The following is a 26545-nucleotide window of genomic DNA, read 5'->3' on the forward strand; positions in this document are numbered from 1 at the left end:
GAACGTAGCTGTTCCGAACGCAAAGCTCATTGGGCTTGCGGCCGGCTAGATAGCGGCCGAGCCGCGTTCTCCCGTTCGTACCCTTACAGCTTCAAAGACGTCCACCGTCCAGACCTTGCCGTCGCCGGCACGGCCCGTGTTGGAGCTGGCGATGATGACATCCAGGATGTCGTCAGCCTGTTCGTCCGTGGCCAGGACTTCAACGCGGATCTTGGGAAGCAGGTCCACGTTGTACTCAGCCCCGCGGTACACCTCGGTGTAACCGCGCTGCCTGCCGTACCCGCTGGCGGCGCTGACCGTAAGGCCCTGCACGCCATAGGATTCGAGCCCCTCCCGGATGGAGTCGAGCTTTTCCGGCCGGACGATTGCTGTGATCAGTTTCATGCCCCCACACTTTCCTTACCTGTTGCTGCGTCAGTCTTCTTGCCGTCTTCGGCTACCGGAGCGGACTCCTCGCCCTGCTTGCCGGTAATCAGTTCATGCAGCGGCTGGAAGCTCCCGCCGTGTCCGCCGACGCCGAATTCGTAGGCAGTCTCGGCGTGCAGGCTGAGGTCCACGCCCACAACTTCCTGCTCCTGGGAGACGCGGAAGCCCATGGTCTTGTGGATGGCCAGGGCGATCACGGTCGTCAGGATGGCCGAGTAGGCGATGGCAATGCCTGCCGCTGCGAGCTGGGCCCACAGCTGGGTCAGTCCGCCGCCGTAGAAGAGGCCGCCGCCGACGCCTTCAACCGGGAGGGCGATGAAGCCGAGTGCCACGGTGCCGATAACGCCTGAGACGAGGTGGACGCCGACAACATCCAGCGAGTCATCGAAGCCCCAGCGGAACTTCAGGCCGACTGCCAGGGCGGAGGCCACACCGGCAACAACGCCGAGGCCCAGCGCGCCGATCGGGCTGACGTTGGCACAAGCCGGGGTGATGGCGACCAGGCCGGCGACAACGCCGGAGGCTGCGCCCAGTGACGTGGGGTGGCCGTCGCGGATGCGTTCGGTGATGAGCCAGCCGAGCATGGCAGCTGCCGGTGCGGCGAGGGTGTTGACCCAGATCAGTCCGCCCTGTTCCGCCGTGGTTGCTGCGCCGCCGTTGAAGCCGAACCAGCCGAACCACAGGATCGCCGCACCGAGCATCACGAACGGGATGTTGTGCGGGCGGTGGTTCGGGTCCTTGCCGAAGCCCCTGCGGTTGCCGATGATCAGAACGAGAATGAGTGCGGCCACACCGGCATTGATGTGCACCACGGTGCCACCGGCGAAGTCAATGGCAGGACCGAGAGCCTTGCCGACTGCGCCTTCAGGCCCGAAGAGTCCTCCGCCCCAGACCATGTAGGCGATCGGGCAGTAAACCAGCGTGACCCAGACCGGGACGAACACTGTCCACGCGCCGAACTTTGCACGGTCCGCGATGGCGCCGCTGATCAGTGCCACCGTAATGATGGCGAAGGTTGCTGCGTAGCCGACCTTGATGAGTCCGTCCGGGGTGGTGATTCCCTCAAGTCCGAACGTTGCGAACGGGTTGCCGACGATCTGCATGAAGCCTTCGCCGGAGCTCATCGATGCGCCCCAGAGCACCCACACCACGCCGACCATGCCGATGGAGATGAAGCTCATCATCATCATGTTCAGCGCGGCCTTCGCACGTGTCATGCCGCCGTAGAAAAATGCCAGCCCTGGTGTCATGAACAGCACAAGTGCCGCCGCAACCATAAGCCATACGTGACCTGCGGTAAGTTCCATGGTGCACGTCCTCCCTTGCCTAGATGCTTTGTTGATCCCGCGGAGTTCTCCGCATGCCCAACGCCTGTTTGCGTTCTAAGACGATTTTTGCCGGGCTGTGTTTCGCCGGCGGAGGAATTAGATGTCCGGGTTGTTACAAGAACCTCCCGGAAGTAAATGGTGCATATCCCACTTGTTACGGTTATGTTTCACCAGTCCCAAACGCACCTCACAGCACCCCGCAAGGACAACGGCACCATGAACGAACGTTTCCGCCCCGGTAAGGCCTTGCCCGGCCGGAATGGCGGCCAATCAGGCCAGCCCGGCCCCGCAGAACAGCCTCCCGGCACACGCCTCCCGCGCGATATCAAGGTGATGCTGGTCGCAGCCTTCCTGATTGCGCTTGGTTTCGGGCTGGTGGCGCCCGTGTTGCCCCAATTTGCCACCACGTTCGACGTCGGGGCCACTGCCGCCGCCGTCATCGTGAGCATTTTTGCCTTCATGCGGCTGCTTTTCGCACCTGCCGGCGGTGCGCTGATCGTGAAGCTGGGCGAACGTCCCGTCTATGTGGCCGGCCTGTTGATCGTGGCCGTCTCAACTGCAGCATGCGCGTTCGCCCAGGACTATTGGCAGTTGCTCATTTTCCGGGGACTGGGCGGCGCGGGCTCGGTCATGTTCACGGTCGCGTCCATGGCCCTGGTGGTCCGGCTGGCACCGCCGGAGAGCCGCGGCCGGGTTTCCGGCGCCTACGCTTCCGCTTTCCTCATCGGCAACGTCTGCGGTCCCATCGTGGGCGGATTGCTCGCCGGATTCGGCCTGCGCATCCCGTTCCTGGCCTACGCGGCCGCACTGGTCCTGGCGGCACTGGTAGTCCAGACCCAGCTCAGCCATGTGCCAGGGAAGTCACGGAAGGACCGCAGCACCGAGCCGGCGATGGGGCTGGGCGAGGCGATGCAGGACAGCGCCTACCGTGCAGGACTGTTCTCCAGCTTCGCCAACGGCTGGGCGACGTTCGGTGTGCGAATGGCCACGGTGCCGCTTTTCGCCGTAGCGGCCCTGGGTGCAGGGCCTGCTGCTGCGGGATGGGCGCTGGCCGTCTTTGCCGGCGGCAACGCCGCGGCCCTGACAGTTTCAGGGAAACTTGCCGACAGCCTGGGACGCAAGCCCATGATGATTGCCGGCCTGGTCCTGACGGGCGTGGCGACGGCTGGAATCGGGCTGACCCACGACATGACCTGGTTCCTGGCGGCCTCCGCCGTCGCCGGAATAGGTTCCGGCCTGCTGGGTCCGGCCCAGCAGGCCGCCATTGCCGACGTGATCGGTAACGGGCGCTCCGGCGGCCGCGTGCTCGCGGTCTTCCAGATGATGTCCGACGCGGGCGCCATCGTCGGCCCCGTCCTCGCCGGGCTCCTCGCGGACCGGCTCGGTTACGGCTGGGCCTTCGGCGTGACCGGTGGCGTGCTGATCGTGGCCGCGGCCGGCTGGCTGTTCGCGCGGGAGACCGTCCACCGGCCTGCCTAGTTCAGCAGCGCGTCCACAAAACTCTCGGCGTCGAACGGGGCGAGGTCGTCCGCCCCTTCGCCCAGCCCGATCAGCTTGACCGGAACCCCGAGCGCCTTCTGGATTGCCACCACGATGCCGCCCTTGGCGGTGCCGTCCAGTTTGGTCAGCACGATGCCGGTGATGTTGACTACCTCGGAAAACACGCGGGCCTGGTTCAGGCCGTTCTGTCCGGTGGTGGCATCCAGCACCAGAAGGACCTCGTCCACTTCGGCCAACTTCTCGATGACGCGCTTGACCTTGCCGAGTTCGTCCATCAGGCCGACTTTGTTCTGGAGCCGGCCGGCGGTGTCGATCATCACGACGTCGACCTCCTGGTCGATGCCCGCTTTGACCGCTTCATAGGCGACTGAGGCGGGATCGGCGCCGTCGACGTCGGACTTCACGGTGGGAACGCCGACGCGCTGGCCCCATGTGGCGAGCTGTTCGGCGGCTGCGGCACGGAACGTGTCCGCAGCGCCCAGCAGGACGTCCTTGTCTTCCGCCACGAGGACGCGTGCGAGCTTGCCCACGGTGGTGGTCTTACCCACGCCGTTGACACCGACCACCATCATGACGGAGGGCTTGTCGGCGTGGCGTTCGGTGCGGAGGCTGCGGTCCATGGTCGGGTCCACGAGCTTGATCAATTCTTCGCGAAGCAGTGCCTTGACCTGCTCGGGGGTCCGTGTTCCCAGCACTTTGACGCGTTCCCGGAGCGCGTCAACCAGCTCCATGGTCGGTGCGGTGCCTAGATCCGCCAGCAGGAGCGTTTCTTCGACTTCGTCCCAGACGTCTTCGTCAATCTTGTCGCTGGACAGGAGCGCGAGCAGGCCCTTGCCGAGGATGTTGTTGGACCTGACAAGGCGTTCGCGGAGCCGGGTCAGCCGTCCCGCAACCGGCAGCGGGGTTTCGACGGCAATGGTTTCAAGCCCCGCAGCGTCGTCCGGGACCTCGGCCGGCTCCAGTCCTTCGAGGTCGACGGCGCCGGGCGCTTTGCGCTCGGTTGTCGCCGCCGGGCGGTCCTCCACCAGCGTTCCGCCCGTGCCGCGCACGGGTTCGACGGGATCGTTGGCGTCGCGGGTGCCCGGGTACTTCGTGATGTTCCGGCGGGTCTTCAGGAGGACCGGGATCAGTCCGCCAACGACCACCAGGGCAGCGAGGATGGCAAGGATAATGGGGAGGATGTCATTCACTCCCCTAGCTTCTCACAATCGCGGGACGCTGCCGGAGACTCACACCGACGCCGGCCGGCACGCAGTCCGGCTAAACTTCGGCGCCGAGGCGCTGGCTGATGACCGTTGACACCCCGTCGCCCCGCATGGTGACGCCGTACAGCGCGTCGGCAACCTCCATGGTCCGCTTCTGGTGCGTGATGACGATCAGCTGGCTGGACTCACGGAGTTCTTCGAAGATCGTGATGAGCCTGCCCAGGTTGGTGTCGTCCAAGGCAGCCTCCACTTCGTCCATCACATAGAACGGCGACGGGCGCGCCTTGAAGATGGCCACGAGCAGGGCCACTGCGGTCAGTGAACGCTCGCCCCCGGACAGCAGGGAGAGCCGTTTGATCTTCTTGCCGGCCGGCCGTGCCTCCACCTCAATGCCCGTGGTGAGCATGTCTGACGGGTCGGTCAGGACGAGCCGGCCTTCGCCGCCAGGAAAGAGCCGGGCAAATACGCGGACGAACTGCGCCGAGGTGTCCGCGAACGCTTCGGCGAACACCTTCTGGACACGGTCATCCACTTCCTTGATGATGTCCAGCAGATCCTTGCGGCTGGATTTGAGGTCCTCGAGCTGGCTGCTGAGGAACTGGTGCCGTTCCTCCAGGGCAGCGAACTCCTCCAGTGCCAACGGATTCACCCGGCCCAGGGACGAGAGGTCCCGCTCGGCTTTGCGGAGCCGTTTTTCCTGCTCGCCGCGGACGAAGGGTTTGCCTTCGGGGATCGGTCTGCCGTCCTCGTCCACCGCCGCGCGGAGGGCCGCCCACTTGTCGCCGGACCCTTCGGCGGGCACCGGCACCGGCTGGTCCGGACCGTAGTCCGCCACCAGCTGGTCCGGCGACAAGCCGAGCTCCTCAACCGAGCGCAGCTCGAGGGCCTCGATCCGCAGCCGCTGCTGGGTGCGGGCAAGCTCGTCGCGGTGCACCGAATCCGTCAGTTCCGCCAGCTCGCGGCTGAGGGCGTCGTTCTGCGAACGTACCTCCACAAGTTCGCGATCCCTGAGCTCCCGTTCTTCCTCTGCAAGGTCCCGGGCGCGGAGGGCGAGATCCACGGAGACGTCCATGAAACCGATGGCCTGCTCCGCCGCAGCCGAAACAGCCGCAGCGCGGCGAGCCTGGAGCCTGCGGCGGCGGGCACGCCGCGCCGCTTCTTCCCGCGCCCGTCGCTCGGCCACCGCGGCACGTTCCAATGAAAGGGCCCGGTTGCGCGTGGCGGTGAGTTGTTCCTCGGCGCTCCGGAGCGAAAGCCTGGCCTCCATCTCGGCAGACCGTGCCGCCGACGCCGCCAGCGCCAGCTCGTCACGGAGCTCGGCCGAGGGCTCCTCATCCGCGGGGGCCTGCTGGGCTGCGTCGAGTCGGGCGGTCGCAGCTTCGAGTGCCTCCTGCTCGGCCACAATGTTTGCCTCGGCCCTGGCCAGCGACGCGCCGAGCCTTTCGCTCTCCCCCACTGCGCTCCGGAGCACCGAGTTCAGATGGCCCAGCCGTTCGGCCACGGCCGCCAGCCGGGCATCTGATTCGTGGAGACGGTCCAAGGCGGCGTCTGCGCGTTCCTGGGCATCGGCCTTTCGCGCCGAGGCCGAGGCCAGCGCAAACCGGTTCCGTTCGAGATCGGCGCCAACCGCGGCGAGCCTCGTTTCGGTGTCATCGACGGCGGCCTGCACTTCCAGCAGGGACGGTGCACTCGCCGAGCCGCCCCGGACGGTTAAGGCTGTGAAGACGTCGCCCGCCCGCGTTGCAACGGTCAGCCCTGGCTGCTCGCGGATAAGCTCCGACGCCGCTTCAAGGCCGTCAACAACCACAGTGGCATCCAGCAAGCTGCGCAGGAGGGTGTCCAGCAGCGGGTCCGCCGCGGCACCGCCGGCGTCAGATGCACTGACCAGGTCCGCAGCCCATCGGGCACCCGGGGCAAGGGGACGTCGGGCCGGCACCGCGGGCAAGGCAGGCATCGCCTCCGGGTCGTCCTGCCCCGCCGGGGCCGCCAGCAGCAGCGAGGCGAGTCCGGCGTCGTCGTCCTTAAGCAGTTGCAGCGCTTCGACGGCGGTACCGGCGTCCCGGACGACGACTGCGTCAGAGCAGTTACCCAGTGCAGCGGCGACGGCCGCTTCATAACCGGATTCGACGGAGAGCATCGACGCCAGGGACCCAATGACGCCGGGCAATCCCGAGTCGGCGACGCGGCCGGACCCGTCCTTGCGGTTGAGCCCGAGCTGCAGTGCCTCGCGCCTGGCGAGGAGCGAATCGCGTTCCCGTTCCGCGTCGCGCTCGGCTGACTTCAGCGCTTCAATGTCCGCCAGGATTTCATCCAGGGAAGCGCTGGCATCCTCGTAATCGGCGTCCAGGGATTCCTCGCCGTCCTCGACGCCGGCGACCTGCGATTCCAGCGCCGTGAACTCGCTCTGGGCGCGGCGCCGGCGTTCGTCACCGGCAGCCTGCGAATCCCGGAGCCGGCCAAGTTCGGCTTGTGAAGCCTCAACGCGTGACTGTGCTGCACCCACCTGGCCGGCCAGTTTTGCCAGCCCCTCCCGGCGGTCGGCAGCGGCACGGAGCACCGCAGCCAGCCGTTTGTCTTCGGCACTTGCCGCACTCTCAGCGTCCTGTTTGGCTGCCGTCGCGGCTTCCAGCGCAGTGCGCTTTTGCAGGATCCCGTCTTCCAGTGCGGCTTGTTCCTCGCGGACGCGGGCGGCATTTCTTTCAAGCTGTTCCGGATCCCGTCCTGAGTCCGGTGCCTCGTCCGCGGCGCCCAGCAGCCGGCGGCGTTCCTCCGCAAGCGACCCGAGGGAGCGGAACCTTTCCCGGCCCGCGGATAGCTGGTACCAAGTGTCCCGCGCAGCGTTGAGCTTGGGGGTTGCCTCGGCCGCCTGCCGTTCCAGCGCCGACTGCCGCTGACGACCGTTTTCGAGGCCTTGCTCCACAATGGCCCTGCGCGTCCTCAGCGCGGATTCATCGGCAACCTCCTGGGCCAGGACGGACCGCAACTGCACAAGGTCGTCCGCCAGAAGCCTTGCACGGGCGTCCCGCACTTCAAACTGGACGCTTTGGGCGCGGCGGGCCACTTCCGCCTGCTTGCCAAGCGGGGTCAGTTGCCGCCGGATCTCACTGGTGAGGTCACCCAGTCTCTGCAGGTTCGCCTGCATCGCCTCCAGTTTCCGGACCGTCTTTTCCTTGCGCCGACGGTGTTTGAGGATCCCTGCCGCCTCTTCGATGAAGCCGCGCCGGTCCTCCGGTGTGGCGTGCAGGACCTTGTCCAGCTGCCCCTGCCCAACGATCACGTGCATTTCCCGGCCGAGGCCTGAATCCGACAGGAGTTCCTGAATGTCAAGGAGACGGCAGCCTGCACCGTTGATGGCGTACTCGGACCCGCCGGTGCGGAACAGCGTCCGAGAGATCGTCACTTCGCTGTACTCGATCGGCAGCGCACCGTCCGTGTTGTCGATGGTCAACGAGACGTGTGCCCGGCCCAGGGGCGGCCGGCCGGACGTGCCCGCGAAAATGACGTCCTCCATTTTGCCGCCGCGCAGTGTCTTGGCACCTTGTTCGCCCATGACCCAGGACAAAGCATCTACAACATTGGATTTACCGGAGCCGTTCGGACCGACCACTGCAGTGACGCCCGGCTCAAAGTCGAACGTCGTGGCTGACGCGAACGACTTGAATCCGCGGACGGTCAGGCTCTTGAGGTGCAAGGTGTTTCGGATCTCCTGAGTGGCTGATGTTCTGCGTGGCTGAAGCTGGTGTTCCTGCCCTAAATCTACTGCGTGGCACCGACAAAGCCCGGATTTGGGCTCCGCTCACCACCGGCCGTTGCGGGGCCGCGGCTGGCAGACGGGGCAGGTGTAGGAGGACCGGTTCATGAATTGTTCGCGCTTCATGAGGCTCACTATTCCTGCAGCTGCGCAGCGCTTGCACTCCTGATTTTCCCTGCCGTAGGCATTAAGGGACCGGTCAAAGTATCCCGAGGCGCCGTTGACGTTGACGTAGAGGGAGTCGAAGCTGGTCCCGCCCGCCGCCAACGCATCCAGCATCACCTCGCGGGCGGCGTCAAGAACTCTCAGGGCATCGCCGCGGCGGAGCGTATCGGTGGGTCGGGCGTAGTGGAGGCGGGCGCGCCACAGCGCCTCATCTGCGTAGATGTTGCCGATGCCGGAAACCAGCCCTTGGTCCAGGAGCGCCCGCTTCAACCCCGTCTTCCGGTTCCGCAAGCGCCGGTAAAAGGAATCGAAGGAAAAGTGCGGGTCCAGGGGATCCCGGGCGATGTGAGCGGCTTCCTCGGCAATGTACGGCGCGGGCACCTCACCCAGGCCGCCGGGTCCGCCGTCGGCCGTGGGAACCAGCGACGTCACGAACAGTCCCCCAAAAATGCGTTGATCCACGAACCTGAGCTGTTCCGGCATGCCGTCAACAGGGCTCAGGCGCAGACGGATCTTCAGGTGCTTTTCGTCCGGCACGCCGGAATCCTGCATCAGCAGCTGGCCGCTCATTCCCAAGTGCGCCATCAGGGCGACGGCAGGCCGGTCGGTGCCCGAGGGCACTGTTACCGACTCCTCCAGGGGAAGCCAGAGGAACTTTCCGCGGCGCACCACATCCAGGACCCGGGCGCCCTCAAGATTGCCGGCGAAGTCCTCGGCGCCGAGTGCATGCCGGCGGATGGAACGCGGATCCAGGACGTCAACGGCGGTGATGGTCCTGCCGCGGACCCAGCTCACCAGGCCGCGGCGGACAACTTCGACTTCCGGCAGTTCGGGCACGAAGAACCTAGAGGCCGGCTTCGGATTCCGCCGGAACGTTTGCCGGGCCCGCGGTCGACAGCTTCCGCCAGGCATCGGCTGCGGCTTCCTGCTCGGCTTCCTTCTTGGAGCGTCCGGCACCCTGCCCGTAATCGGTCCCACCGATCCGGAGCACCGCTACGAACGTCCGCGCGTGGTCCGGGCCTGAACCCTCCACCGCGTAGTAGATGCTGCCCAGCTGGCGGCTGGCTGCGAGCTCCTGGATGCTGGTCTTCCAGTCGGTGCCTGCACCGAGGGCCGCGGCATCCTGAAGCAGCGGACCGATCAGCCGCATGACCAGTTGACGGGCCGTCTCGATGTCGTTGGACACGTAGGTGGCGCCAATGAGCGCTTCCATGGTGTCGGCGAGGATGGACGCCTTGTTCTTGCCGTCGGTGAGCTTTTCGCCCTGTCCGAGGTAGATGTAGTCGCCGATGCCAAGGCTGCGGCCGATTCCTGCAAGCGCCCTGGTGCTCACCACGGCAGAACGCCGCTTGGCAAGGTCACCCTCGGGCAGTGCAGGGTTGTCCCGATACAGGGCATCTGTCACGGAAAAGCCCAGAATGGAATCGCCCAGGAACTCGAGGCGCTCATTGGTGGGTATGCCGCCGTTTTCGTAGGCATAGGAGCGATGTGTCAGAGCAAGACGAAGCGTCCCGGCGTCAATAGAGACACCGAGACGCTTCAAAAGCTCTTCAGTTGAAGACGTCATGTTCAGCCAGTGGGCCGATTAGACGTCCGCGACCTTGCGGCCCTTGTACTCAAGGAACAGCGCAGTGCCAGCCGAGTCGGTAACGACCTTTGCCTGGTGCGGCAGGCTGTAGGTAACCTGGCCGTTCTCAACGGTCTTCACCAGGTGGGGGGCGGTTGCCTTCCACTGGGAGCGGCGGGCGCGGGTATTCGAGCGAGACATTTTCCGCTTCGGGACAGCCACGGCTAACTCATTTCTCTCTAGAAAAACACTTACAAATCAATTTTGCCGGTCAGGCTTAGCCAGATCAGCTAGGGCAGCCCAGCGAGGATCTACGACCTCGTGGTGATGCCCCGGCTCGTCTTCCAGGCGTACTCCGCATTCGGAGCAAAGGCCCTGGCAGTCTTCCCGGCACACCGGCTGGAACGGCAGCATGGTTACAACTGCGTCCCGCAACACCGGCTCAAGATCGATTAAATCGTGCTCGATTCGATATTGCTCTTCTTCGTCTTCTTCATCGGAGAACTGGGCGTCCTCGTAGAAGAAAAGTTCTTGCACATTGACCTCGAGGTCATACGCAAGGGGATCCAGGCATCGGCCGCACTCGCCGGTTACTTCGACGTGAACGGTTCCTGATACCAGGATTCCTTCGTGTACGGCCTCCAGTCGCAGATCCAGCTCGACATCCGAGCCTTCCTGCACGCCAATGAGGGCCACACCAAGGTCACTTGGTGCGGGTACATGTTCCGTCAGCGTCCGCATGCTCCCCGGACTGCGTCCGAGGTCCTTGACGTCGAACGCCAAGGGCGAACTAGCATCTCGTTTAATGAGAACTCCTGTTGAACATATGACCGACGTACCATCTTAGCCTGATCTTCCGGATGGACTCAAACCGGGCGAAAGCCACACAGTTCAGCACCGCGGGACAAACAAAGGAATGGGTCGCGAATCCGGCCGGGGCCGTTGCGTACCGATCAAGCCTACCCTCTGCGGGGCTGGTCCGGCGACGACTCGCCCGCAAGCAGCCGCTTCAGCACCGACCTCGGCACGTAGTCGGACACACTTCCGCCCAGCGTAAAGACTTCCTTGATTAGCGTGGATGACAAGTGGAGGTAGTGGCCCTCGGTGGGAAGGAAGACCGTTTCCACGCCGCTGAGTTGACGGTTCATGGTGGCCATCGGGAGCTCATAGTCAAAGTCTGAGGACGAGCGCAGGCCCTTCACAATGGCGGACACTCCCCGCTGCCTGCAGTATTCCGCGAGCAGGCCCTCCCCCACAGGCTCCACCACGATGCCGCGGAGCGACGCAAGGGTCTCGCGCGCCATGTCGATCCGCTCCTCCAGGGTGAAACGGTACTTCTTGGCATAGTTGGTGGACACCGCCACAATCACTTCGTCAAAGAGGCCGGCGGCCCTGGCGATGACTTCCAAGTGGCCATTGTGGATCGGGTCGAAGGAGCCTGGGCAAACGGCGCGTCTCATGTTCCGAACCTACCCCATAGACGGAGCGGGATAACATGACTGGATGCCCGAGTCGAACATTCCCTTCACCGTTGCAGGGGGCGTAGTTCTTGTCACCGGAGCCGCCATGGGCATGGGCCGGCTGCACGCCCTCCGTGCCGCCCGGGAAGGCGCCGCAGTGGTGATCCTGTGGGATGTGGACGGCGTCGGACTGGAACGCGTTGCCGGCGAAGTCACGGCCCTCGGCTCTCGTGCCGTGGCCCGGCAAGTGGATCTTGCGGACCGTGACGCCATTGCGGCGGCCGCACGCGAATGCACGGCGGACGGCCCCCTGACGCTGTTGGTGAATAACGCCGGAATCGTGCGCGGCGCCCTGTTCTGGGAGCACCGGCCCGCCCCGGACATCGCGTTGACCATGGAAGTCAACGCTCTGGCTCCGATGTACGTAACCTTGGCGTTCCTGCCGGGCATGATGGCCGACGGCGCGCGCCCCCGCCGGATTTTGAACGTCGCCTCTGCCGCCGGAACAGTGTCAAACCCGCGAATGAGCGTTTATGCAGCTTCCAAGTGGGCCATGGTGGGCTGGAGCGACTCGCTGCGGATCGAACTGGAGCAGGAGGGCTATCGGCATCTCCGGGTCACAACGTTCTGTCCGAGCTACATTTCCACCGGAATGTTCGCCGGCGCCCGGGGTCCGTTGCTCACGCCGCTCATGACTCCCGATGACGCGGTCCGGCGGTCGTGGCGGGCAATGGCCGCGGGACGCCCGCTCCTGATCGCTCCGGCGACGGCCAATCTCGGCAAGGTCCTTCGGGGGATTCTCCCGGTCCGCGCATGGGACTTCATCGGCGGACGAATCTTCCGGATCTACGCGGGCATGGAAAAATTCACCGGACGGGCAGAGAACTCCGTCACCAACCGACAGGCAGGCAAACAGTGAGCACAACAGTTCCGGCACCGTGGCAGCGGGCAGCGTCGGGAGCGAACCTGCTGGCAGCCGACGGCACCCTCGGTGTCACAATCTTCGAGGAGATGACCACCCTCGCGGTCCGGACCGGCGCCATCAACCTTGGCCAGGGCTTCCCCGATGAGGACGGCCCGGCGGAAATCAAAGCGGCCGCCCAGGCGGCGATCAGCTCGGGCGCCAACCAGTACGCGCCCGGCAAGGGAATCCTTTCCCTCCGGGAGGCCATTTCGGCACACCAGCAGCGGTTCTATGGACTGGCCCCGGACCCGGAAACTGAAGTCATCGTTACCACCGGCGCCACCGAAGCCATCGCGGCCTCGCTGCTGGCCCTTGTGGAGCACGGCGACGAAGTGCTCACGTTCGAACCCTTCTATGACTCCTACGGCGCGATGATCGGGCTGGCAGGAGCCACGCACGTGACGGCTCCACTGCTGGCTCCCGATTTCATGCCGGACATGGCTGCCCTGGAAGCGGCCTTCAGCAGCCGCACCAAGGTTGTGCTCATCAACAATCCGCACAATCCCACCGGCGCCGTTTTTCCGCGCGAAGTGCTGCAGCGGGTCGTCGAACTTGCTACCAGGCACAATGCCGTGATCATCACCGATGAGGTGTACGAGCACCTGACGTTCGGTGTACAGCACATCCCTGTGGCTACGCTGCCAGGCGCTGCCGGCCGGACCATCACCATTTCCTCGGCAGGCAAGACGTTCTCCTTTACCGGCTGGAAGATCGGCTGGCTGAGCGGACCCGAACACCTCGTGTCGGCCATCAGGACCGTGAAGCAGTTCCTGAGCTACAGCTCCGGCACGCCGTTCCAGAACGCCATCGCCATGGGGCTGGCCCTTCCGGACGATTTCTACACCGGAATCTCCGAGACCCTCAGGCGGAAGCGGGACATCCTCAGCGACGGGCTCAGGGCTGCCGGCCTGGACGTGTTCACCCCGCAGGGAACGTATTTCGTGAATGTGGACACTGCCCCACTGGGGATCTCCGATTCCGTCGACCTGGCCCGGAGGCTGCCGGACCTGGTGGGCGTCGCTGCAATCCCGGTGCCCGTCTTCTGCCACGCCGCGGGTGCCGAACGGACCCGCAGCCTGCTCCGTTTTGCCTTCTGTAAAAAGACTGAGGTCCTTGAAGAGGCCGCATCGAGGCTCGCTACGCTCCGCGACAGGCTCTGACGATGCCTCCGCGGCCCGCAGCAGGGTCACGCTTCCTCCGGACCACCGGCCAGCACGCGACCATCGAACCGGACACCTTTACGGAGGGATCCTTTGTGCTGAGCATCGGCGGCGCGGAGCAGTCCCACGTGAATCTCGCCGAACCGGGCGAAATATTCTACGAATACCTCCGTCGGATCGGACACGTCGTGGACCTGGCTGCACCTGCGGGCGAGCCCGTGAGCGCCCTGCATCTTGGCGCCGGGGCGCTGACGCTGGCCCGCTATATCCAAGCGACCCGACCGGGGTCCCTGCAGTACGCCGTGGAACTCGAGCGGGAGCTGCTGGACTTCGTCCTGCAGCAGTTGCCGATGCCGGACGGAACGGTGCTGCACACGCTGATCGGCGACGCCCGGGACGCACTGGCGGAGCTCCCGGCTGAGCTGCGTTTCGACGTCGTGATCCTGGATATCTTCTCCGGCCCGGAGGCGCCTGCGCACATTGCCTGCGCCGGGTTCTACGCAGAAGCGGCGGCCCGGCTGACGCCACGGGGAGTGCTGATCGTCAACGTGGGTGATGAGCCCGGGCTGACGCTGGTCCGGAGCCAGGTGGCAGCGTTGCGGCAGGTCATGGACGGGGTGGCTGCGTTCGCAGAGTCCGGGATGTTCGCCGGGCGCCATCCCGGCAACATCATCCTCATAGGAACGCAGGGTCCGTGGCCGGCGGGATGGACCGGGGAGCTGACGGCGCGCGGCCCGCACCCCGGGACGGTGCTGGCCGGCGTGGACCTCGACGCGATCTCAGACTAGTCAGCTGCCGCCGCCCACGGGTTCGGCAAACCACAGCTTGGTCTCGCCGTACTTCTTCTCGGCAAACCGTTCCAACGACGCCGGCCACCCCGGTTCCGGGCTGCGGGACGAGCGCTCCACAACTACGACGGCGGCCTCCGCCAGGTAGGGTGACAGCTCCTCCAGCACAGCGGCCATGGCGGGCTCGTCCAGCGGATACGGCGGGTCAAGGAACACAAGGTCCCACAGGGTTCCCGGCACGGTCCGTTCCAGGAAGGATTCCACCCGGGACCGGTGGACCGACACCGCCTTGCGGCCCACGGACCCGTTAATAAGGTCCGCGTTGCGCTGGCAGACCTCGCTGGCCTTGCCGTCGAACTCCACGAGGTCAACAGTCTCCGCCCCGCGGCTGGCACTTTCCACCCCCAGCGCGCCGGAGCCCGCATAGAGATCGAGCACACGGGCCCCCGCCACCACGTTGAAGGCCTCTAGCCGTGAGAAAAGTGCTTCCTTGACGCGGTCAGTGGTAGGACGGGTCATGGACCCGGGCACGCTGACCAGCGGCATTCCCCCGCCGGTGCCCGCGATGATACGGCTCATGCGCGTGCCCCCATGTCGCCTGCAGCTGCGCGCCCTCTTCTAGCCACGCTCAAGGAACGCCTCCTTTTCGGGGTTCAAGTACTCTTCGATTGCCTCCGCTAGTGCGGAATGGTCCGCCAGCGCCGGATCCGAGGCCACGATCTGCTGCGCGTCCTGGCGTGCCTTCGCAATGATGTCCTCATGTTCCAGCACTCGCAGCAGTTTCAGCGCAGAGCGTCCGCCGGACTGCGAGGCCCCGAGGATGTCCCCTTCACGGCGCAGCTTCAAGTCCTCCTGCGACAGCTCGAAGCCATCGGTGGTGGCTGCCACGGCGTCCAGCCGGCGGCGGCTGGGGTGGCCGGGTTCCAGGGTGGTCACCAGGAGGCAGGTGCCGGGCAAACCGCCGCGGCCCACCCGTCCGCGAAGCTGGTGCAGCTGCGATATTCCGAATCTGTCCGCGTCCAGGATCACCATCAGCGTGGCGTTGTGGACGTCAACGCCCACCTCGATCACGGTGGTGGACACCAGCAGTTTGGTTTCATTCGCCGTGAAGGACGCCATGGTTGCGGACTTCAGGACCGGATCCTGCCTGCCGTGCAGCGGTGCCAGCGAAACGCCGGCCAGCGCAGGTTCGTCCTGGAGATGTTCGACGACGGCCGTGACGGACGCTAGCTCGCGGGCAGGTCCGTCCCCTTCCAGGTCGGCGGCCGTCGGTTCCGCTTCCCCGGGGCTGAAGTCGCCGTCGTCGTCCTCGCCGATCTTGGGACACACCACGTAGACCTGGTGGCCGGCGTCGATCTCTTCCCGGGACCGGGACCAGATACGGCCGGCCCAGCCGGGATTTTCGGCGAGTCCAACCACGTGCGTTGAAATGGGGGCGCGGCCCGCCGGCAGTTCGTCCAGCACCGATGTTTCGAGGTCGCCGAACACGGTCATGGCCACGGTCCTCGGAATTGGGGTGGCAGTCATCACCAGCAGGTGGGGCGGTTTGCTGGCCTTCGCACGGAGGGCGTCGCGCTGCTCCACACCGAAACGGTGCTGCTCATCAACGACAATCAGCCCGAGGTCGTAGAACGAGACATTGTCACTCAGCAGCGCATGCGTTCCGATCACGATCCCGGCCGTGCCCGAGGCCGCGTCCAGCATGGCCTGCTTGCGGGCAGCGGTGGGCATGGATCCGGTGAGCAGCGTCACCTGCACGGCGTCGGGCCCGGACCCGCCCAGGAGTCCGTCCCTGGACAGCGGACCGAGCGTCCGGCGGATGGATTCGAAGTGCTGCGCGGCCAGGACTTCGGTAGGCGCCAGCAGCGCGGCCTGCCCGCCGGCGTCAACCACCTGGAGCATGGCGCGCAGGGCAACGATGGTCTTGCCTGAGCCCACCTCGCCCTGGAGGAGCCGGTTCATGGGGCTGTCCTGCGAGAGCTCCTCCGCGAGGGTCTTGCCGACGGCGGACTGGCCGGCGGTGAGGGTGAACGGCAACTGGCGGTCGAACGCCGTCAGAATTGCGCCTGCGACCGGCCGCCGGGCCGTGGCTTCTTCGGCCGCAAGCTGGGCGCGGCGCCGGGCAAGGGCGGACTGCAGTACGAGGGCTTCCTGGTACCGGAACCGGTCCCGGGCGCGTTGCCAGTCCCCCGGCACTTCCGGCGTGTGGATGAGCCGGTAGGCTTCGGCAGCCGGCAGGAACTTTTCCCGTGACGAGACTTCCGCCGGCAGGGGGTCGTCCAGGAGTTCCAGGTCGACCGTGTCCAGAAGGGTTGAGATCACTTTCTGGATGGACCAGCTGGTGAGTTTGGCTGTTGCCGGATAGATCGGGATGGGCATGGCGGCGAGCTTCTCCGGGTCCATGCCCGGAGTGTCAGGATCCTCATCGAGCAGCTGGAAGTCAGGGTTCGTGAGGCTCAGGCTGCCGGCGTACCGGGTGACTTTGCCCGAGAACAGGGCCCGCCGGCCCGGGAGCAGCTCCGCTTTGGCGCGGTAACCGTTGAAGAAGCTCACCTTCAGGGTGCCGGCGTCATCCGTGATCACGACGTCCGTCAGGGTGCCGCGGCGCGCCCGCATGGCGCGCGTGCTGCTGGACACGACGCGCGCGATCAGGGTGACCTCTTCATCCAGCGGGACCTCGCTGATGGGCGTCAGCTCACCCCGGCTGAGGTAACGGCGCGGAAAGTAGTTGAGCAGTCCGCCGACCGTGGTGATTCCGAGGTGTTTCTCAATGACGGCTGCGGAACGTTTGCCGATGCGGCGTTCCAGGCCCAGTTCCAGCTCAGCGTTCATGTCAGTCGGGGTCCCGGGGCAGGGCGAGCTGGCTGACAGAGATGTCCGTGGGTTCCCCGAGGGAGCCGATCAGTGCCACGGCCGGTTCCGGGGCCGGGACGTGGACGTGCACCCGCCAGCGGTATTTTCCGTCGGCGTCCATGGCACCGCCCACCTGGCTCATGATCACCGAATCACCCATTTCATCAAGCCGCTGGCGCAGTGTTGCGGCGTCCAGCGGCGAAAGGCTGATGGTGCACATGACTTCCACGCCGTCGTCGTCGGGCATGTCCGCATGGATGTGCGGATCCTGGACGTCGTAGCCGTGGAGGCCGTCCAGCATTTCACTTTGAAGTTCCTCGCCGAGCACCGCCGAGCGCAGGCAGTCGAGGATGAGGAGCATTCCGACCCCTCCGGCGTCCACGACATGGGCCTCGTGCAGGGCAGCCAACTGGTCTTCGGTCCGGACGACCGCTTCGAGGGCTGCCTCAACCGCTGCATCGAGGGCAAGTCCCAGGGCGTGGTTGCTGTCGTCGCCGTTCTGGTCGGCATCCACTCCGGCGGCAGCGCGCGCAGCCGCCTCCATGACCGAGAGCATGGTTCCCGGAACGGGATCGCTCAAGGCGGACCAGGCCCGGATCTGGGCGCGGTTGAGTGCGGCTGCCAGCAGTGGCGAACTCAGGCGGGTATGGCCGGCCAACGGCTCCGCGGCGGCGCACAGGAACACCGAGAACAGGGTTCCCGAATTGCCGCGGGCCTGTTCCATGGCGGCCTGGCCTGCCCGTGCAAGCACGGCCCCGACGTCCTGCTGGCCCGGTGTCCTCCCGGGCTGCTGCGCAAGTTCGGTGTCAGGTGATGTTGCCGGGCTGTTCAGGGCCTGCGCGGCGGCACGGACGGTCAGGTACAGGTTGGTGCCGGTGTCGCCGTCGGCCACGGGAAAAATGTTGATGGCGTTGAGGCGGTCGCTGTGGTTTCCGAGCGCTGTTTCGGCCTTGCCCAACCACCGCTTCATCGCTTGCGCGTTGGCGGCAATCTTAGTCTGCAAAGTGATCCCATCCCACAGTGTCCGCGGGCCGGCCCGCTATCTTCACGCCAGTGCTTTCCGTTGGTGCAAGGGCTTCTACTGAGCCTATCGCAGCGAAACCCGGAGGCAGCTGTACGTCCGCGGGGAATGTGGCAAGGAGGCCATGATCTTCTCCGCCGCCCAGCACCCAGGCCATGGCGTCCCCGTCCACCGCGTCCGCGGCGGCGGCCAGCGGCTCCGTGAGCAGCTTCAGTGCGGCCGGATCGAGGTTCAGGACGACGCCGCTGGCGGCGGCCAGGCGGCTGCCGTCGCGTACCAGTCCGTCGGAAATGTCCATCATGGCCGAGGCGCCCGAAGCCAGTGCAGCCGGCCCGGCCGCCAGCGGCGGAAGCGGCCGGCACTGCCTGTCCATAACGGTTCGCAGCGCCGGACTAAGCAGGTCAACGGCCGGCCCGGATTCAAGCAGGGCAAGCCCGGCTGCCGCGTGCCCCACCGTTCCGGCCAGGGCGACGGTATGGCCCGGGCGGGCGCCCGAGCGCAGAACAGGCTGCTGCCCGGCCAGGGTGCCCAGGATGGCCACCGTGACCGCGAGTTCGCGGCCACGCCCGAGGTCACCGCCGGCCACCGAACATCCGTCGGCGCCGAGGTCACGGATGGCATGGGAAAGCCCGTCGGCAAAATCCTCGACCCAGGAAACGGGCGTCTCCGGCGGCAGGGTCAGACTCACCACCATGGCCGTGGACTGCGCGCCCATGGCATTGATGTCGCTGAGGTTTTGCGCCGCAGCCTTCCAGCCGACGTCGAAGCCAGTGGTCCGGTATCCGTTGCGCCACACCAGCCGGAAATCCTGGTCCTGTACCTGGGTGTCGATGCTGACCACGGTCCGGCCATCCGGGGCTGCCACGATGGCGGCGTCATCACCGGGTCCCAGTAGAAGCGCCGAGCCTTCAGCGGTTCCGCCGTTCGGGTGCAGATTGTTCAGGCGCGGGAAGATCCTGGCAAGGAGTTCGGATTCGGAAAGTCCGCCGACAGTGAGGTGAGATTCAGGCACACCACTACGCTACAGTCCGGGACCGACATCTGGTTCCGGAGCCGGGTGCCGCCCTCCCCTGCCCGTCCGGCCGGCCGCCCGGGCCGGGATAGGCTTAAACAATGCACCAGCCCCGCACTCCGGTTTCCCTCCGTTCGCTCCGCCTGCCCGCAACGGCGGCGGCAGTGGTGCTGGCCCTCAGCGGATGCGCACCCGTGGTGGATGTGGCGCCGGCCAAGGATGCGGCCAACCCGGCCTGCGCTCCCATGATGGTGGCCCTTCCGGACACCATGGGAGATGCGGGGCTGCGGAAGACCAACAGCCAGGCAACCGCCGCGTGGGGCGATCCGTCCAGGGTCATCCTCCGCTGCGGGGTCAATGTTCCCGGCCCCACCACCGACCGCTGCGTCAGCGTCAACGGCATCGACTGGGTCATCAAGGAAGGCGACCCCGTGTGGACGCTGACCACCTTCGGCCGCGAACCGGCCACGGAGATCCTCATGGACCCCGACCAGATCAGTTCCGCGACCGTGCTGGCGGAGCTCTCGGCTGCTGCAGGGAAGATCAAGGCCACGCGGAACTGCGTGGGCCAGGAAGAGCTGCAGGACCTGCCCACCGGGCAGTAGCGTCTCGACAGGTTCGACCACCGGGGGCCCACGCGTCCCCGGCCGGACCCGCCCGCCGCGACGGCGGCTAGCGCAGGCCGGTCTTCCGGTTCAGCGCCAGGTAGATCAGTTCGTCGATGAGTTCCGCGTAGCCCAGCCCGGAGGCGGCCCACATCTGCGGGTACATGCTTTTCGGCGTGAAGCCAGGCATGGTGTTGATCTCATTGATGATCAGCTCACCGTCGGGAGTGTAGAAGAAGTCCACCCGGCTCAGCCCTTCGGCCCCGACAGCGTCGAACGCAGCGGCGGCAAGCTCGCGGACCCGGGCAATCGCCTCGTCGGGGAGGTCTGCCGGGCAGCTAAGCGACGCGGCGTCGTCCTCCACGTATTTTGCGTTGAAGTCATAGAACTCGTGCTCCCCCGGTGCCACGGCGATCTCCCCGGGCATGGACGTGCGCGGGGCATCGGTGCCGCGCCCTTCGAGGACAGCGCATTCGATCTCGCGGCCCACGATTCCAGCCTCGATCACGAGTTTGAGGTCATGCTCCCGGGCCGCCTCGATGGCCGCATCCAGGCCCTCCAGTGAATCCACCTTGGAGATGCCCATGGAAGACCCTGCCCGTGCCGGCTTGACGAATACGGGGTACCCCAGCAGGTCAACGCGTTTGCGGACGGATTCGGGGTCAGTGATCCACTGGCGGTCCGTCACGGCAATGTAGGGCCCCACCTGCAGGCCGGCGGCTTCGAAGACCACCTTCATGTAGTGCTTGTCCATGCCGACGGCGGAGGCCAGCACGCCGGCGCCCACGTAGCGGGTATCCGACAGTTCCAGCAGGCCCTGGATGGTGCCGTCTTCGCCGAACGGTCCGTGGAGCAGCGGGAAGACAACGTCCACGGTGCCGAGTTCCTGCGGCACTTCGTTCGGGGACGCCACGATGAGCTGGTGTTCTCCGCCGATCTCAGCAAGCGTTACCGTCCGGGCCGACGGCGCCACCTCGGGAAGTGAGGAGGCCGAGAGGGACCACTGCCGGGTGTCCCCCGGGGCGAGGACCCACTGGCCGGTCTTGGCGATGCCGATGGGTATGACATCGTACTTGTCGTAATCGATGGCCCCGAGAACGCCGGCGGCCGTGACGCAGCTGACGGCGTGCTCGCTGGAGCGGCCCCCAAACAAAACGGCGACGCGGGGTTTGGTGTGGCCGGGGCCGGTGTTCTTGTTCACTTGTTCTTCCGACACAGTCAGTAGTCGCCTTCGGATTTCAGGTCCCGGGCCAGCAGCAGCGGTCCCAGTTCGTCAACGGACAATTTTCCGGCCAGCACGGCAACCACTGCCGCGGTGATGGGCATCTCGACGCCCAGCTTTCCGGCAAGTTCGTGCACGGCCTGCCCGGACTTGATCCCTTCGGCTGTCTGGGTCATTTCGGCGGTGACCTGTTCCAGCGTCAGCCCCTTGCCCAGCAGGCGTCCGGCGGTGTGGTTCCGGGACAGCGGTGAGGAGCAGGTGGCGACGAGGTCGCCGAGGCCGGCCAGGCCGGCCATGGTTTGCGCTTCTCCTCCGAGCGCCAGGGCAAGCCTGGAGGTCTCTGCAAGCCCGCGGGTAATGACCGAGGCTTTGGTGTTGTCACCCATCCTTTTGCCTTCGCAGATACCGACCGCCAGGGCGATCACGTTCTTCACGATGCCGCCGATTTCAACGCCGACGACGTCGGTGGTGGTGTACGGCCGGAAATACGGTGCGGTGCAGCTGCGGGCGATCCAGGAGGCCACCTCTGCGTCGGAACAGGCCACCACCGAGGCGGTGGGTTCCTCGCGGGCGATTTCCATGGCCAGGTTCGGTCCGGACACCACGGCAATCCTGTCGGCTTTGATACCCAGTTCCTCGCAGATGACCTCGCTCATGCGGGCATCCGAACTGAGTTCGAGGCCTTTCATCAGGGAAACCACGTAGGCATCCGCGGATATCAGGCGCCGCCACTCGCGCAGCTGCAGCCGCAGCGACTGGGCTGGAACCGCCAGCACCACCAGGTCGGCGCCGGAGAGCACCTCCGCAACGTCGGTGGAAGCCGTGATGCTGTGCGGGAGGTCAATGTCCTTAAGGTACTGCGGGTTCCGGTGCCGGGTGTTGATCTGCTCAACAACCTCGGCGCGGCGCCCCCAGAGCCGTATGCTCCGCTGGACGCCGGATGCCGTTGCTGCATCGGCAAGGATCTTGGCAAAGGTGGTGCCCCAGGACCCTGCTCCGAGGACAGCGACTGACAAGGCTGAGCCCGCTGCGGCCTGTTCAGGGGTCATTTGCCGCCCCGATCGATGTTGCGCCCATGTTTGCTCTGGTTGTGGGCGGCGGGATCCCACCTCTCAGCGGGAGGCTGTTCCGATCGCAGGGTTGCCAGGAGCCCGGTGATGGCTTCCATGATGACGCCGGTGGCGGCCGTCAGCGTGGCCTTGTCCAGCGGCCGGCCCTCAAAAGCGCTGAGGTCCACGGGGTCGCCCACGATGACGCGTGAGGTCTGTCGGGGAAACAGATGGAACCGCTTCGCATAGCGCGGGAACACCTGATGGGCTCCCCAGTGCGCCATGGGAACCACGGGAATTCCGCTTTCGAGCGCCATCCTGGCGGCACCGGTGTGCCCCTTCATCGGCCACAGCTCCGGATCCCGGGTCAGTGTGCCTTCGGGGTAGATGATGATGGCCCCGCCTTCGTCCACCACTTCCCTGGCGACGTTCAGCGAACGGTTGGCGCCCGCCGTCGAGCGTTCCACGGGGATCTGTTTGGTGGCCCGTAGCACCGCTCCGAGGACCGGCACCTTAAACAGGCCGCCCTTGGCAAGGAAGTGCGGCATCCGCTTCTGGTTGTACAGCATGTGGCCGATGACCAGCGGGTCGATCTCAGTGCAGTGGTTGGGGGCGGCGATGAAGCCGCCCGCCGGGAGTTTTTCCAGCCCTTCCCACTTCTTGTTCATCAGCAGGTTCATCACGGGCCTGACGATCCCGGCGACGATGACAAAGGTGATGCGGCTCTTGGCCGTTTCCTTCACTGGGTCCCCGTTACTTGGCTGAAGTGATGTCGAAATCGGCGCCCAGCCCGGCGAGCTTCTCCGTGAAGCGCTCGTAACCGCGGTTGATGATGTCTATTCCGGTCACCCGGGACGTACCCGTGGCGGCCAGTGCGGCGATGAGGTGGCTGAAGCCGCCCCGGAGGTCCGGGACATCGATGTCGGTGCCTTTGAGCTGTGTGGGTCCCGAGATGACGGCGGAGTGCAGGAAGTTGCGCTGGCCGAAACGGCACGGCACGCTGCCGAGGCATTCCCGGTGCACCTGGATGTTGGCCCCCATCCGGATGAGAGCGTCGGTGAATCCGAAACGGTTCTCGTAGACGGTTTCGTGGACGATCGACACGCCCTCGGCCTGGGTCAGGGCAACCACGAGGGGCTGCTGCCAGTCCGTCATGAAGCCAGGATGGACGTCCGTTTCCAGGACGAGCGGGTTCAGCTTGCCGCCCCGGTGGTAGAAACGGATGCCGTCCTCACCGATGTCCATGCCGCCGCCCACCTTGCGGTAGGTGTTCAGGAACGTCATCATGTCGCGCTGGGAGGCGCCCTCCACGAAGATGTCTCCGCGCGTCACGAGTGCCGCCGATGCCCAGGACGCGGATTCGTTCCGGTCCGAGAGGGCGCGGTGGTTGTAGCCACCGAGATCCTTCACGCCTTCGATCCGGATGGTGCGGTCTGTCTGGACGCTGATGATGGCGCCCATCTTCTGCAGCACGGCAATGAGATCGATGATTTCCGGTTCCGTGGCGGCGCCGGAAAGCTCCGTGATGCCCTCGGCGCGGGTGGCGCTGAGCAGAACCTGCTCAGTTGCCCCCACCGACGGGTACGGCAGCGAGATCTTGGCGCCTTGGAGTCCCTTGGGCGCGGAAATGTGGATGCCGCCCGGACGCTTTTCCACGACGGCCCCGAACTGGCGCAGCACGTTCAGGTGGTAATCGATGGGGCGGTCGCCGATTTTGCAGCCGCCCAGGTCGGGAATGAACGCTTCCCCGATGGCGTGGATCAGCGGGCCGCACAACAGGATGGGAATCCTGGAGTCGCCGGCGTGGGCATCGATGGCGGTGCTCGATGCGGTCTTGGCACCCTTCGGGTCCAGGGTCAGATCACCGGTGACCGGGTCCTTTTCGACCGTGACGCCGTGGAGCTGGAGCAGGCTGGTGACAACCTCGACGTCCTTGATTTCAGGGACGTTGCGCAGTACGGACGGCTCGTTGCCCAGCAGGGCGGCCACCATGGCCTTGGGGACAAGATTCTTGGCCCCGCGAACGGTGACGCGTCCAGTTAGCGGGACGCCTCCGCGGATTGTCAAAACACTACTCATATACCGGTTTCCTCACGACTACTCGCCCCCAAATCCTTACAAAGGCTCCAGCTAAGCATAGGAGCTAGCGTTACCGATCTGAAATACGGCGCGATTTTCCCGACAGTTCAGAGGGGGCCTGAATCGGGCGCAACGCGGACCGGGTAAGGGTGCGGGGTGTACCAGGCGGGGTGCTGCGGGGATCCCGGAGACCGCCCCCTAGGAAAGCCGTGCGGGCAGCGTCTTCGGCTTGAACGCGGGCCTTGTGGCCTCGTACGCCGTGATGTCTTCCTCGTGCTGGAGGGTCAGCCCGATGTCGTCCAGGCCCTCCAGGAGGCGCCAGCGCGTGTAGTCGTCAATCTCGAACGGTGCCACCACATTGCCGCACGTCACGGTCTTGGAGACGAGGTCCACGGTCACTTCGGTGCCCGGGGCGTTCTCCAGCACCTTCCAGATGAGCTCAATGTCATCCTGGGCGAGTTCAGCCGCCAGGAGGCCCTGCTTGCCGGAGTTGCCGCGGAAGATATCGGCGAACCGGGAGGACAGGACCGTCTTGAAGCCGTAGTCCTTCAGGGCCCACACAGCGTGCTCACGGGAGGATCCGGTGCCGAAGTCGGGCCCCGCGACGAGCACGGAACCGGCGTTGAACGGTGCCTGGTTGAGGATGAAGGCCGGGTCCTTGCGCCAGGCGGCGAACAATGCGTCTTCGAAGCCGGTGCGGGTAATGCGCTTGAGGTATACGGCGGGGATGATCTGGTCGGTGTCCACGTTGCTCTGGCGCAGCGGTACGCCGATCCCGGTGTGGGTGCTGAACTTTTCCATGGCGGATCCTTCGGTGCTGGGTGGGTCTGGGCTGCGTGCTCTGGGCAGCGCGGGCTAGTCGGCGTTATCTAAGCGGCGCTGCTGCGGACGGCGGCGGACTCCGGAGCGGGGTCCAGGTCCGACGGCGAGCTGAGCGTGCCGCGTACTGCCGTGGCTGCCGCGACCACCGGTGAGACGAGGTGCGTGCGGCCGCCCTTGCCCTGGCGTCCTTCGAAGTTGCGGTTGGATGTGGAGGCGCAGCGTTCGCCCGGCTCCAGCTGGTCCGGGTTCATGCCCAGGCACATGGAGCAGCCGGCGAAGCGCCATTCGGCACCGAAATCCTTGAAGACCTTGTCCAGGCCCTCCGCTTCTGCCTCGAGCCGCACCCGCGCCGAGCCGGGAACAACGAGCATCCGGATGTTCGGATCCTTGGTGCGGCCCCGGACGATGTCCGCCGCAGCCCGCAGGTCCTCCATCCGGGAGTTGGTGCAGGAACCCAGGAAGACTGTGTCCACCCGGATCTCCTTCATCGGGGTGCCGGCTTCCAGCCCCATGTACTGCAACGCGCGTTCGGCCGCGGCCTTGGCGTTTTCATCGCCGAAGTCCTCCGGCGACGGCACCTTGGAGGACAGTGAAACGCCCTGGCCGGGGTTGGTCCCCCAGGTCACGAACGGCTCCAGGGTGTCGGCGTCAAGGTCAACTTCGACGTCGAACGTTGCGTCATCTTCGGAGCGGAGCGTGTTCCAGTATTCGACGGCGGCGTCCCAGTCCGCGCCCTGCGGCGCGTGCGGGCGTCCATGCATGTAGTCGTACGTGGTCTGATCCGGAGCAACCAGGCCTGCGCGGGCGCCGGCTTCGATGGACATGTTGCAGATGGTCATCCGGGCTTCCATGGACAGCGCACGGATCGCCGAGCCGCGGTACTCCAGGACGTAGCCCTGTCCGCCGCCGGTGCCGATCTTCGCGATGACGGCAAGGATGATGTCCTTCGCCGAAACGCCGGGGCGCAGGGTGCCCTCCACATTGATGGCCATGGTCTTGAACGGCTTCAGGGACAGCGTCTGGGTGGCCATGACGTGCTCCACCTCGGAGGTGCCGATGCCCATGGCCAACGCGCCGAAGGCACCGTGCGTGGACGTGTGCGAGTCGCCGCAGACCACGGTCATGCCGGGCTGGGTCAGGCCAAGCTGGGGACCGACAACGTGAACGATGCCCTGCTCGGCATCGCCCAGGGAGTGGAGGCGGACGCCGAACTCCTGGCAGTTGTTGCGGAGGGTCTGGATCTGCGTCCGGCTGGTGAGATCGGCGATAGGCTTGTCGATGTCCAGCGTGGGGGTGTTGTGGTCCTCGGTGGCGATGGTGAGGTCCGGGCGGCGCAACGGACGGCCCGCCAGGCGGAGTCCTTCGAAGGCCTGCGGCGACGTCACTTCGTGCACCAGGTGGAGGTCGATGTAGAGAAGGTCCGGCTGGGCGTTGGCACCTTCGCCGTCGCCTTTGCGCACCACGTGCGCGTCCCAGACTTTCTCGGCCAATGTCTTTGCCATGGCCATCTCCCTTCACTGCTGTTGGCTGTTTACATCCACTGAACCAGCACGCCCGCGTAATACGCC

Annotated in this window: 24 protein-coding genes; 5 read left to right on the plus strand and 19 right to left on the minus strand. The window is 65.8% G+C overall.

What is annotated here, in order from left to right; all coding sequences use genetic code 11:
* Positions 1-45: 45 nt before the first annotated feature.
* The gene (locus AC07YR_RS09825) at positions 46-384 is read right to left on the minus strand and encodes a P-II family nitrogen regulator (RefSeq protein WP_011692333.1); all 339 of its coding nucleotides are present in this window, start codon (positions 382-384) and stop codon (positions 46-48) included.
* Positions 381-1733 (minus strand): ammonium transporter, encoded by a 1353-nt coding sequence (locus AC07YR_RS09830; RefSeq protein ID WP_055795952.1) that lies wholly within the window; start codon positions 1731-1733, stop codon positions 381-383. Before AC07YR_RS09830 ends, AC07YR_RS09825 begins: the two co-directional genes overlap by 4 nt.
* 354 nt (positions 1734-2087) lie before the next feature.
* Between AC07YR_RS09830 and AC07YR_RS09835 the strand changes: the two genes are divergently transcribed.
* Positions 2088-3233 (plus strand): MFS transporter, encoded by a 1146-nt coding sequence (locus AC07YR_RS09835; protein WP_055797188.1) that lies wholly within the window; start codon positions 2088-2090, stop codon positions 3231-3233.
* On the opposite strand, the gene ftsY is transcribed toward AC07YR_RS09835, so the two are convergent.
* The 7 genes from ftsY to coaD form a co-directional block, all read right to left on the minus strand.
* Positions 3230-4444, minus strand: coding sequence for a signal recognition particle-docking protein FtsY (ftsY, locus tag AC07YR_RS09840; protein WP_494733854.1), 1215 nt, complete (start codon positions 4442-4444; stop codon positions 3230-3232). The two genes, AC07YR_RS09835 and ftsY, sit on opposite strands and share 4 nt — an antisense overlap.
* 70 nt (positions 4445-4514) lie before the next feature.
* Positions 4515-8150: a chromosome segregation protein SMC gene (gene smc / locus AC07YR_RS09845; protein WP_494733855.1), complete on the minus strand. Its 3636-nt coding sequence runs from the start codon at positions 8148-8150 to the stop codon at positions 4515-4517.
* 105 nt (positions 8151-8255) lie between these two features.
* Positions 8256-9212: a bifunctional DNA-formamidopyrimidine glycosylase/DNA-(apurinic or apyrimidinic site) lyase gene (gene mutM / locus AC07YR_RS09850; RefSeq protein WP_494733856.1), complete on the minus strand. Its 957-nt coding sequence runs from the start codon at positions 9210-9212 to the stop codon at positions 8256-8258.
* Positions 9213-9219: 7 nt separating this feature from the next.
* Positions 9220-9942 carry a ribonuclease III gene (gene rnc / locus AC07YR_RS09855; RefSeq protein ID WP_055795971.1) on the minus strand — a complete coding sequence of 241 codons (723 nt, stop codon included), beginning with the start codon at positions 9940-9942 and terminating at the stop codon, positions 9220-9222.
* Between the two features lie 18 nt (positions 9943-9960).
* Positions 9961-10164 carry a 50S ribosomal protein L32 gene (gene rpmF / locus AC07YR_RS09860; protein ID WP_009356569.1) on the minus strand — a complete coding sequence of 68 codons (204 nt, stop codon included), beginning with the start codon at positions 10162-10164 and terminating at the stop codon, positions 9961-9963.
* 36 nt (positions 10165-10200) lie between these two features.
* The gene (locus AC07YR_RS09865; protein WP_436057924.1) at positions 10201-10725 is read right to left on the minus strand and encodes a YceD family protein; all 525 of its coding nucleotides are present in this window, start codon (positions 10723-10725) and stop codon (positions 10201-10203) included.
* A 176-nt stretch (positions 10726-10901) separates the two neighbouring features.
* Complete coding sequence (gene coaD / locus AC07YR_RS09870) at positions 10902-11402, minus strand: pantetheine-phosphate adenylyltransferase (protein ID WP_055795976.1); 501 nt, start codon at positions 11400-11402, stop codon at positions 10902-10904.
* A 43-nt stretch (positions 11403-11445) separates the two neighbouring features.
* Here coaD and AC07YR_RS09875 point away from each other — a divergent pair, with 43 nt between their 5' ends.
* Genes AC07YR_RS09875 through AC07YR_RS09885 form a run of 3 tightly spaced genes read left to right on the plus strand, consistent with a single transcriptional unit; the run spans position 11446 to position 14314 of the window.
* Positions 11446-12321, plus strand: a complete 876-nt coding sequence (locus AC07YR_RS09875; RefSeq protein ID WP_436057925.1) for an SDR family NAD(P)-dependent oxidoreductase — start codon at positions 11446-11448, stop codon at positions 12319-12321.
* A complete protein-coding gene (locus AC07YR_RS09880) occupies positions 12318-13526 on the plus strand; it encodes an aminotransferase class I/II-fold pyridoxal phosphate-dependent enzyme (RefSeq protein WP_494733857.1) in 1209 nt (402 codons plus the stop codon). Before AC07YR_RS09875 ends, AC07YR_RS09880 begins: the two co-directional genes overlap by 4 nt.
* A 2-nt stretch (positions 13527-13528) precedes the next feature.
* Positions 13529-14314, plus strand: coding sequence for a spermidine synthase (locus tag AC07YR_RS09885; protein WP_436057927.1), 786 nt, complete (start codon positions 13529-13531; stop codon positions 14312-14314).
* Here the strand turns inward: AC07YR_RS09885 and rsmD are convergent, their stop codons facing one another.
* The 4 genes from rsmD to thiL are packed head-to-tail and all read right to left on the minus strand — an operon-like array spanning position 14315 to position 19200.
* The gene (gene rsmD, locus AC07YR_RS09890; protein WP_436057928.1) at positions 14315-14893 is read right to left on the minus strand and encodes a 16S rRNA (guanine(966)-N(2))-methyltransferase RsmD; all 579 of its coding nucleotides are present in this window, start codon (positions 14891-14893) and stop codon (positions 14315-14317) included. It lies immediately after the preceding gene.
* A gap of 39 nt (positions 14894-14932) precedes the next feature.
* Positions 14933-17146, minus strand: a complete 2214-nt coding sequence (locus AC07YR_RS09895) for an ATP-dependent DNA helicase RecG (RefSeq protein WP_055795991.1) — start codon at positions 17144-17146, stop codon at positions 14933-14935.
* A gap of 1 nt (position 17147) precedes the next feature.
* Complete coding sequence (locus AC07YR_RS09900; RefSeq protein ID WP_055797197.1) at positions 17148-18137, minus strand: DAK2 domain-containing protein; 990 nt, start codon at positions 18135-18137, stop codon at positions 17148-17150.
* Between the two features lie 22 nt (positions 18138-18159).
* Positions 18160-19200, minus strand: coding sequence for a thiamine-phosphate kinase (thiL, locus tag AC07YR_RS09905; RefSeq protein ID WP_494733858.1), 1041 nt, complete (start codon positions 19198-19200; stop codon positions 18160-18162).
* A 101-nt stretch (positions 19201-19301) separates the two neighbouring features.
* Here thiL and AC07YR_RS09910 point away from each other — a divergent pair, with 101 nt between their 5' ends.
* Entirely contained in the window at positions 19302-19805 is a 504-nt protein-coding gene (locus AC07YR_RS09910; RefSeq protein ID WP_055795996.1) for a DUF3515 domain-containing protein, read from the plus strand.
* 67 nt (positions 19806-19872) lie between these two features.
* Here the strand turns inward: AC07YR_RS09910 and AC07YR_RS09915 are convergent, their stop codons facing one another.
* The 6 genes from AC07YR_RS09915 to leuC form a co-directional block, all read right to left on the minus strand.
* Complete coding sequence (locus AC07YR_RS09915; RefSeq protein ID WP_082506652.1) at positions 19873-21021, minus strand: D-alanine--D-alanine ligase family protein; 1149 nt, start codon at positions 21019-21021, stop codon at positions 19873-19875.
* A gap of 2 nt (positions 21022-21023) precedes the next feature.
* Positions 21024-22076, minus strand: coding sequence for an NAD(P)H-dependent glycerol-3-phosphate dehydrogenase (locus AC07YR_RS09920; RefSeq protein WP_494733859.1), 1053 nt, complete (start codon positions 22074-22076; stop codon positions 21024-21026).
* Positions 22073-22819 (minus strand): lysophospholipid acyltransferase family protein, encoded by a 747-nt coding sequence (locus tag AC07YR_RS09925; protein WP_436057932.1) that lies wholly within the window; start codon positions 22817-22819, stop codon positions 22073-22075. The genes AC07YR_RS09920 and AC07YR_RS09925 overlap by 4 nt, the downstream gene beginning before the upstream one ends.
* 10 nt (positions 22820-22829) lie before the next feature.
* On the minus strand, positions 22830-24155 hold the full coding sequence (gene murA, locus AC07YR_RS09930; RefSeq protein WP_028271630.1) for a UDP-N-acetylglucosamine 1-carboxyvinyltransferase: 1326 nt from the start codon (positions 24153-24155) through the stop codon (positions 22830-22832).
* 198 nt (positions 24156-24353) lie between these two features.
* Positions 24354-24956, minus strand: a complete 603-nt coding sequence (leuD, locus tag AC07YR_RS09935; protein ID WP_494733860.1) for a 3-isopropylmalate dehydratase small subunit — start codon at positions 24954-24956, stop codon at positions 24354-24356.
* Between the two features lie 68 nt (positions 24957-25024).
* Positions 25025-26479 carry a 3-isopropylmalate dehydratase large subunit gene (gene leuC, locus AC07YR_RS09940; RefSeq protein ID WP_436057933.1) on the minus strand — a complete coding sequence of 485 codons (1455 nt, stop codon included), beginning with the start codon at positions 26477-26479 and terminating at the stop codon, positions 25025-25027.
* Positions 26480-26545: the final 66 nt, after the last annotated feature.

This window comes from Arthrobacter sp. GW460-12-1-14-TSB2, assembly GCF_059423525.1.

What these genes read in the sequence shown, in the direction of transcription:
- coaD (WP_055795976.1), bottom strand. Translation starts at nt 11,402, where the DNA reads ATGAGACGCGCCGTTTGCCCAGGCTCCTTCGACCCGATCCACAATGGC.
- leuD (WP_494733860.1), bottom strand. Translation starts at nt 24,956, where the DNA reads ATGGAAAAGTTCAGCACCCACACCGGGATCGGCGTACCGCTGCGCCAG.
- murA (WP_028271630.1), bottom strand. Translation starts at nt 24,155, where the DNA reads ATGAGTAGTGTTTTGACAATCCGCGGAGGCGTCCCGCTAACTGGACGC.
- AC07YR_RS09885 (WP_436057927.1), top strand. Translation starts at nt 13,529, where the DNA reads ATGCCTCCGCGGCCCGCAGCAGGGTCACGCTTCCTCCGGACCACCGGC.
- rnc (WP_055795971.1), bottom strand. Translation starts at nt 9,942, where the DNA reads ATGACGTCTTCAACTGAAGAGCTTTTGAAGCGTCTCGGTGTCTCTATT.
- AC07YR_RS09910 (WP_055795996.1), top strand. Translation starts at nt 19,302, where the DNA reads ATGCACCAGCCCCGCACTCCGGTTTCCCTCCGTTCGCTCCGCCTGCCC.
- AC07YR_RS09875 (WP_436057925.1), top strand. Translation starts at nt 11,446, where the DNA reads ATGCCCGAGTCGAACATTCCCTTCACCGTTGCAGGGGGCGTAGTTCTT.
- rsmD (WP_436057928.1), bottom strand. Translation starts at nt 14,893, where the DNA reads ATGAGCCGTATCATCGCGGGCACCGGCGGGGGAATGCCGCTGGTCAGC.
- AC07YR_RS09895 (WP_055795991.1), bottom strand. Translation starts at nt 17,146, where the DNA reads ATGAACGCTGAGCTGGAACTGGGCCTGGAACGCCGCATCGGCAAACGT.
- AC07YR_RS09835 (WP_055797188.1), top strand. Translation starts at nt 2,088, where the DNA reads ATGCTGGTCGCAGCCTTCCTGATTGCGCTTGGTTTCGGGCTGGTGGCG.
- AC07YR_RS09900 (WP_055797197.1), bottom strand. Translation starts at nt 18,137, where the DNA reads ATGAAGCGGTGGTTGGGCAAGGCCGAAACAGCGCTCGGAAACCACAGC.
- leuC (WP_436057933.1), bottom strand. Translation starts at nt 26,479, where the DNA reads ATGGCAAAGACATTGGCCGAGAAAGTCTGGGACGCGCACGTGGTGCGC.
- AC07YR_RS09920 (WP_494733859.1), bottom strand. Translation starts at nt 22,076, where the DNA reads ATGACCCCTGAACAGGCCGCAGCGGGCTCAGCCTTGTCAGTCGCTGTC.
- AC07YR_RS09825 (WP_011692333.1), bottom strand. Translation starts at nt 384, where the DNA reads ATGAAACTGATCACAGCAATCGTCCGGCCGGAAAAGCTCGACTCCATC.
- AC07YR_RS09830 (WP_055795952.1), bottom strand. Translation starts at nt 1,733, where the DNA reads ATGGAACTTACCGCAGGTCACGTATGGCTTATGGTTGCGGCGGCACTT.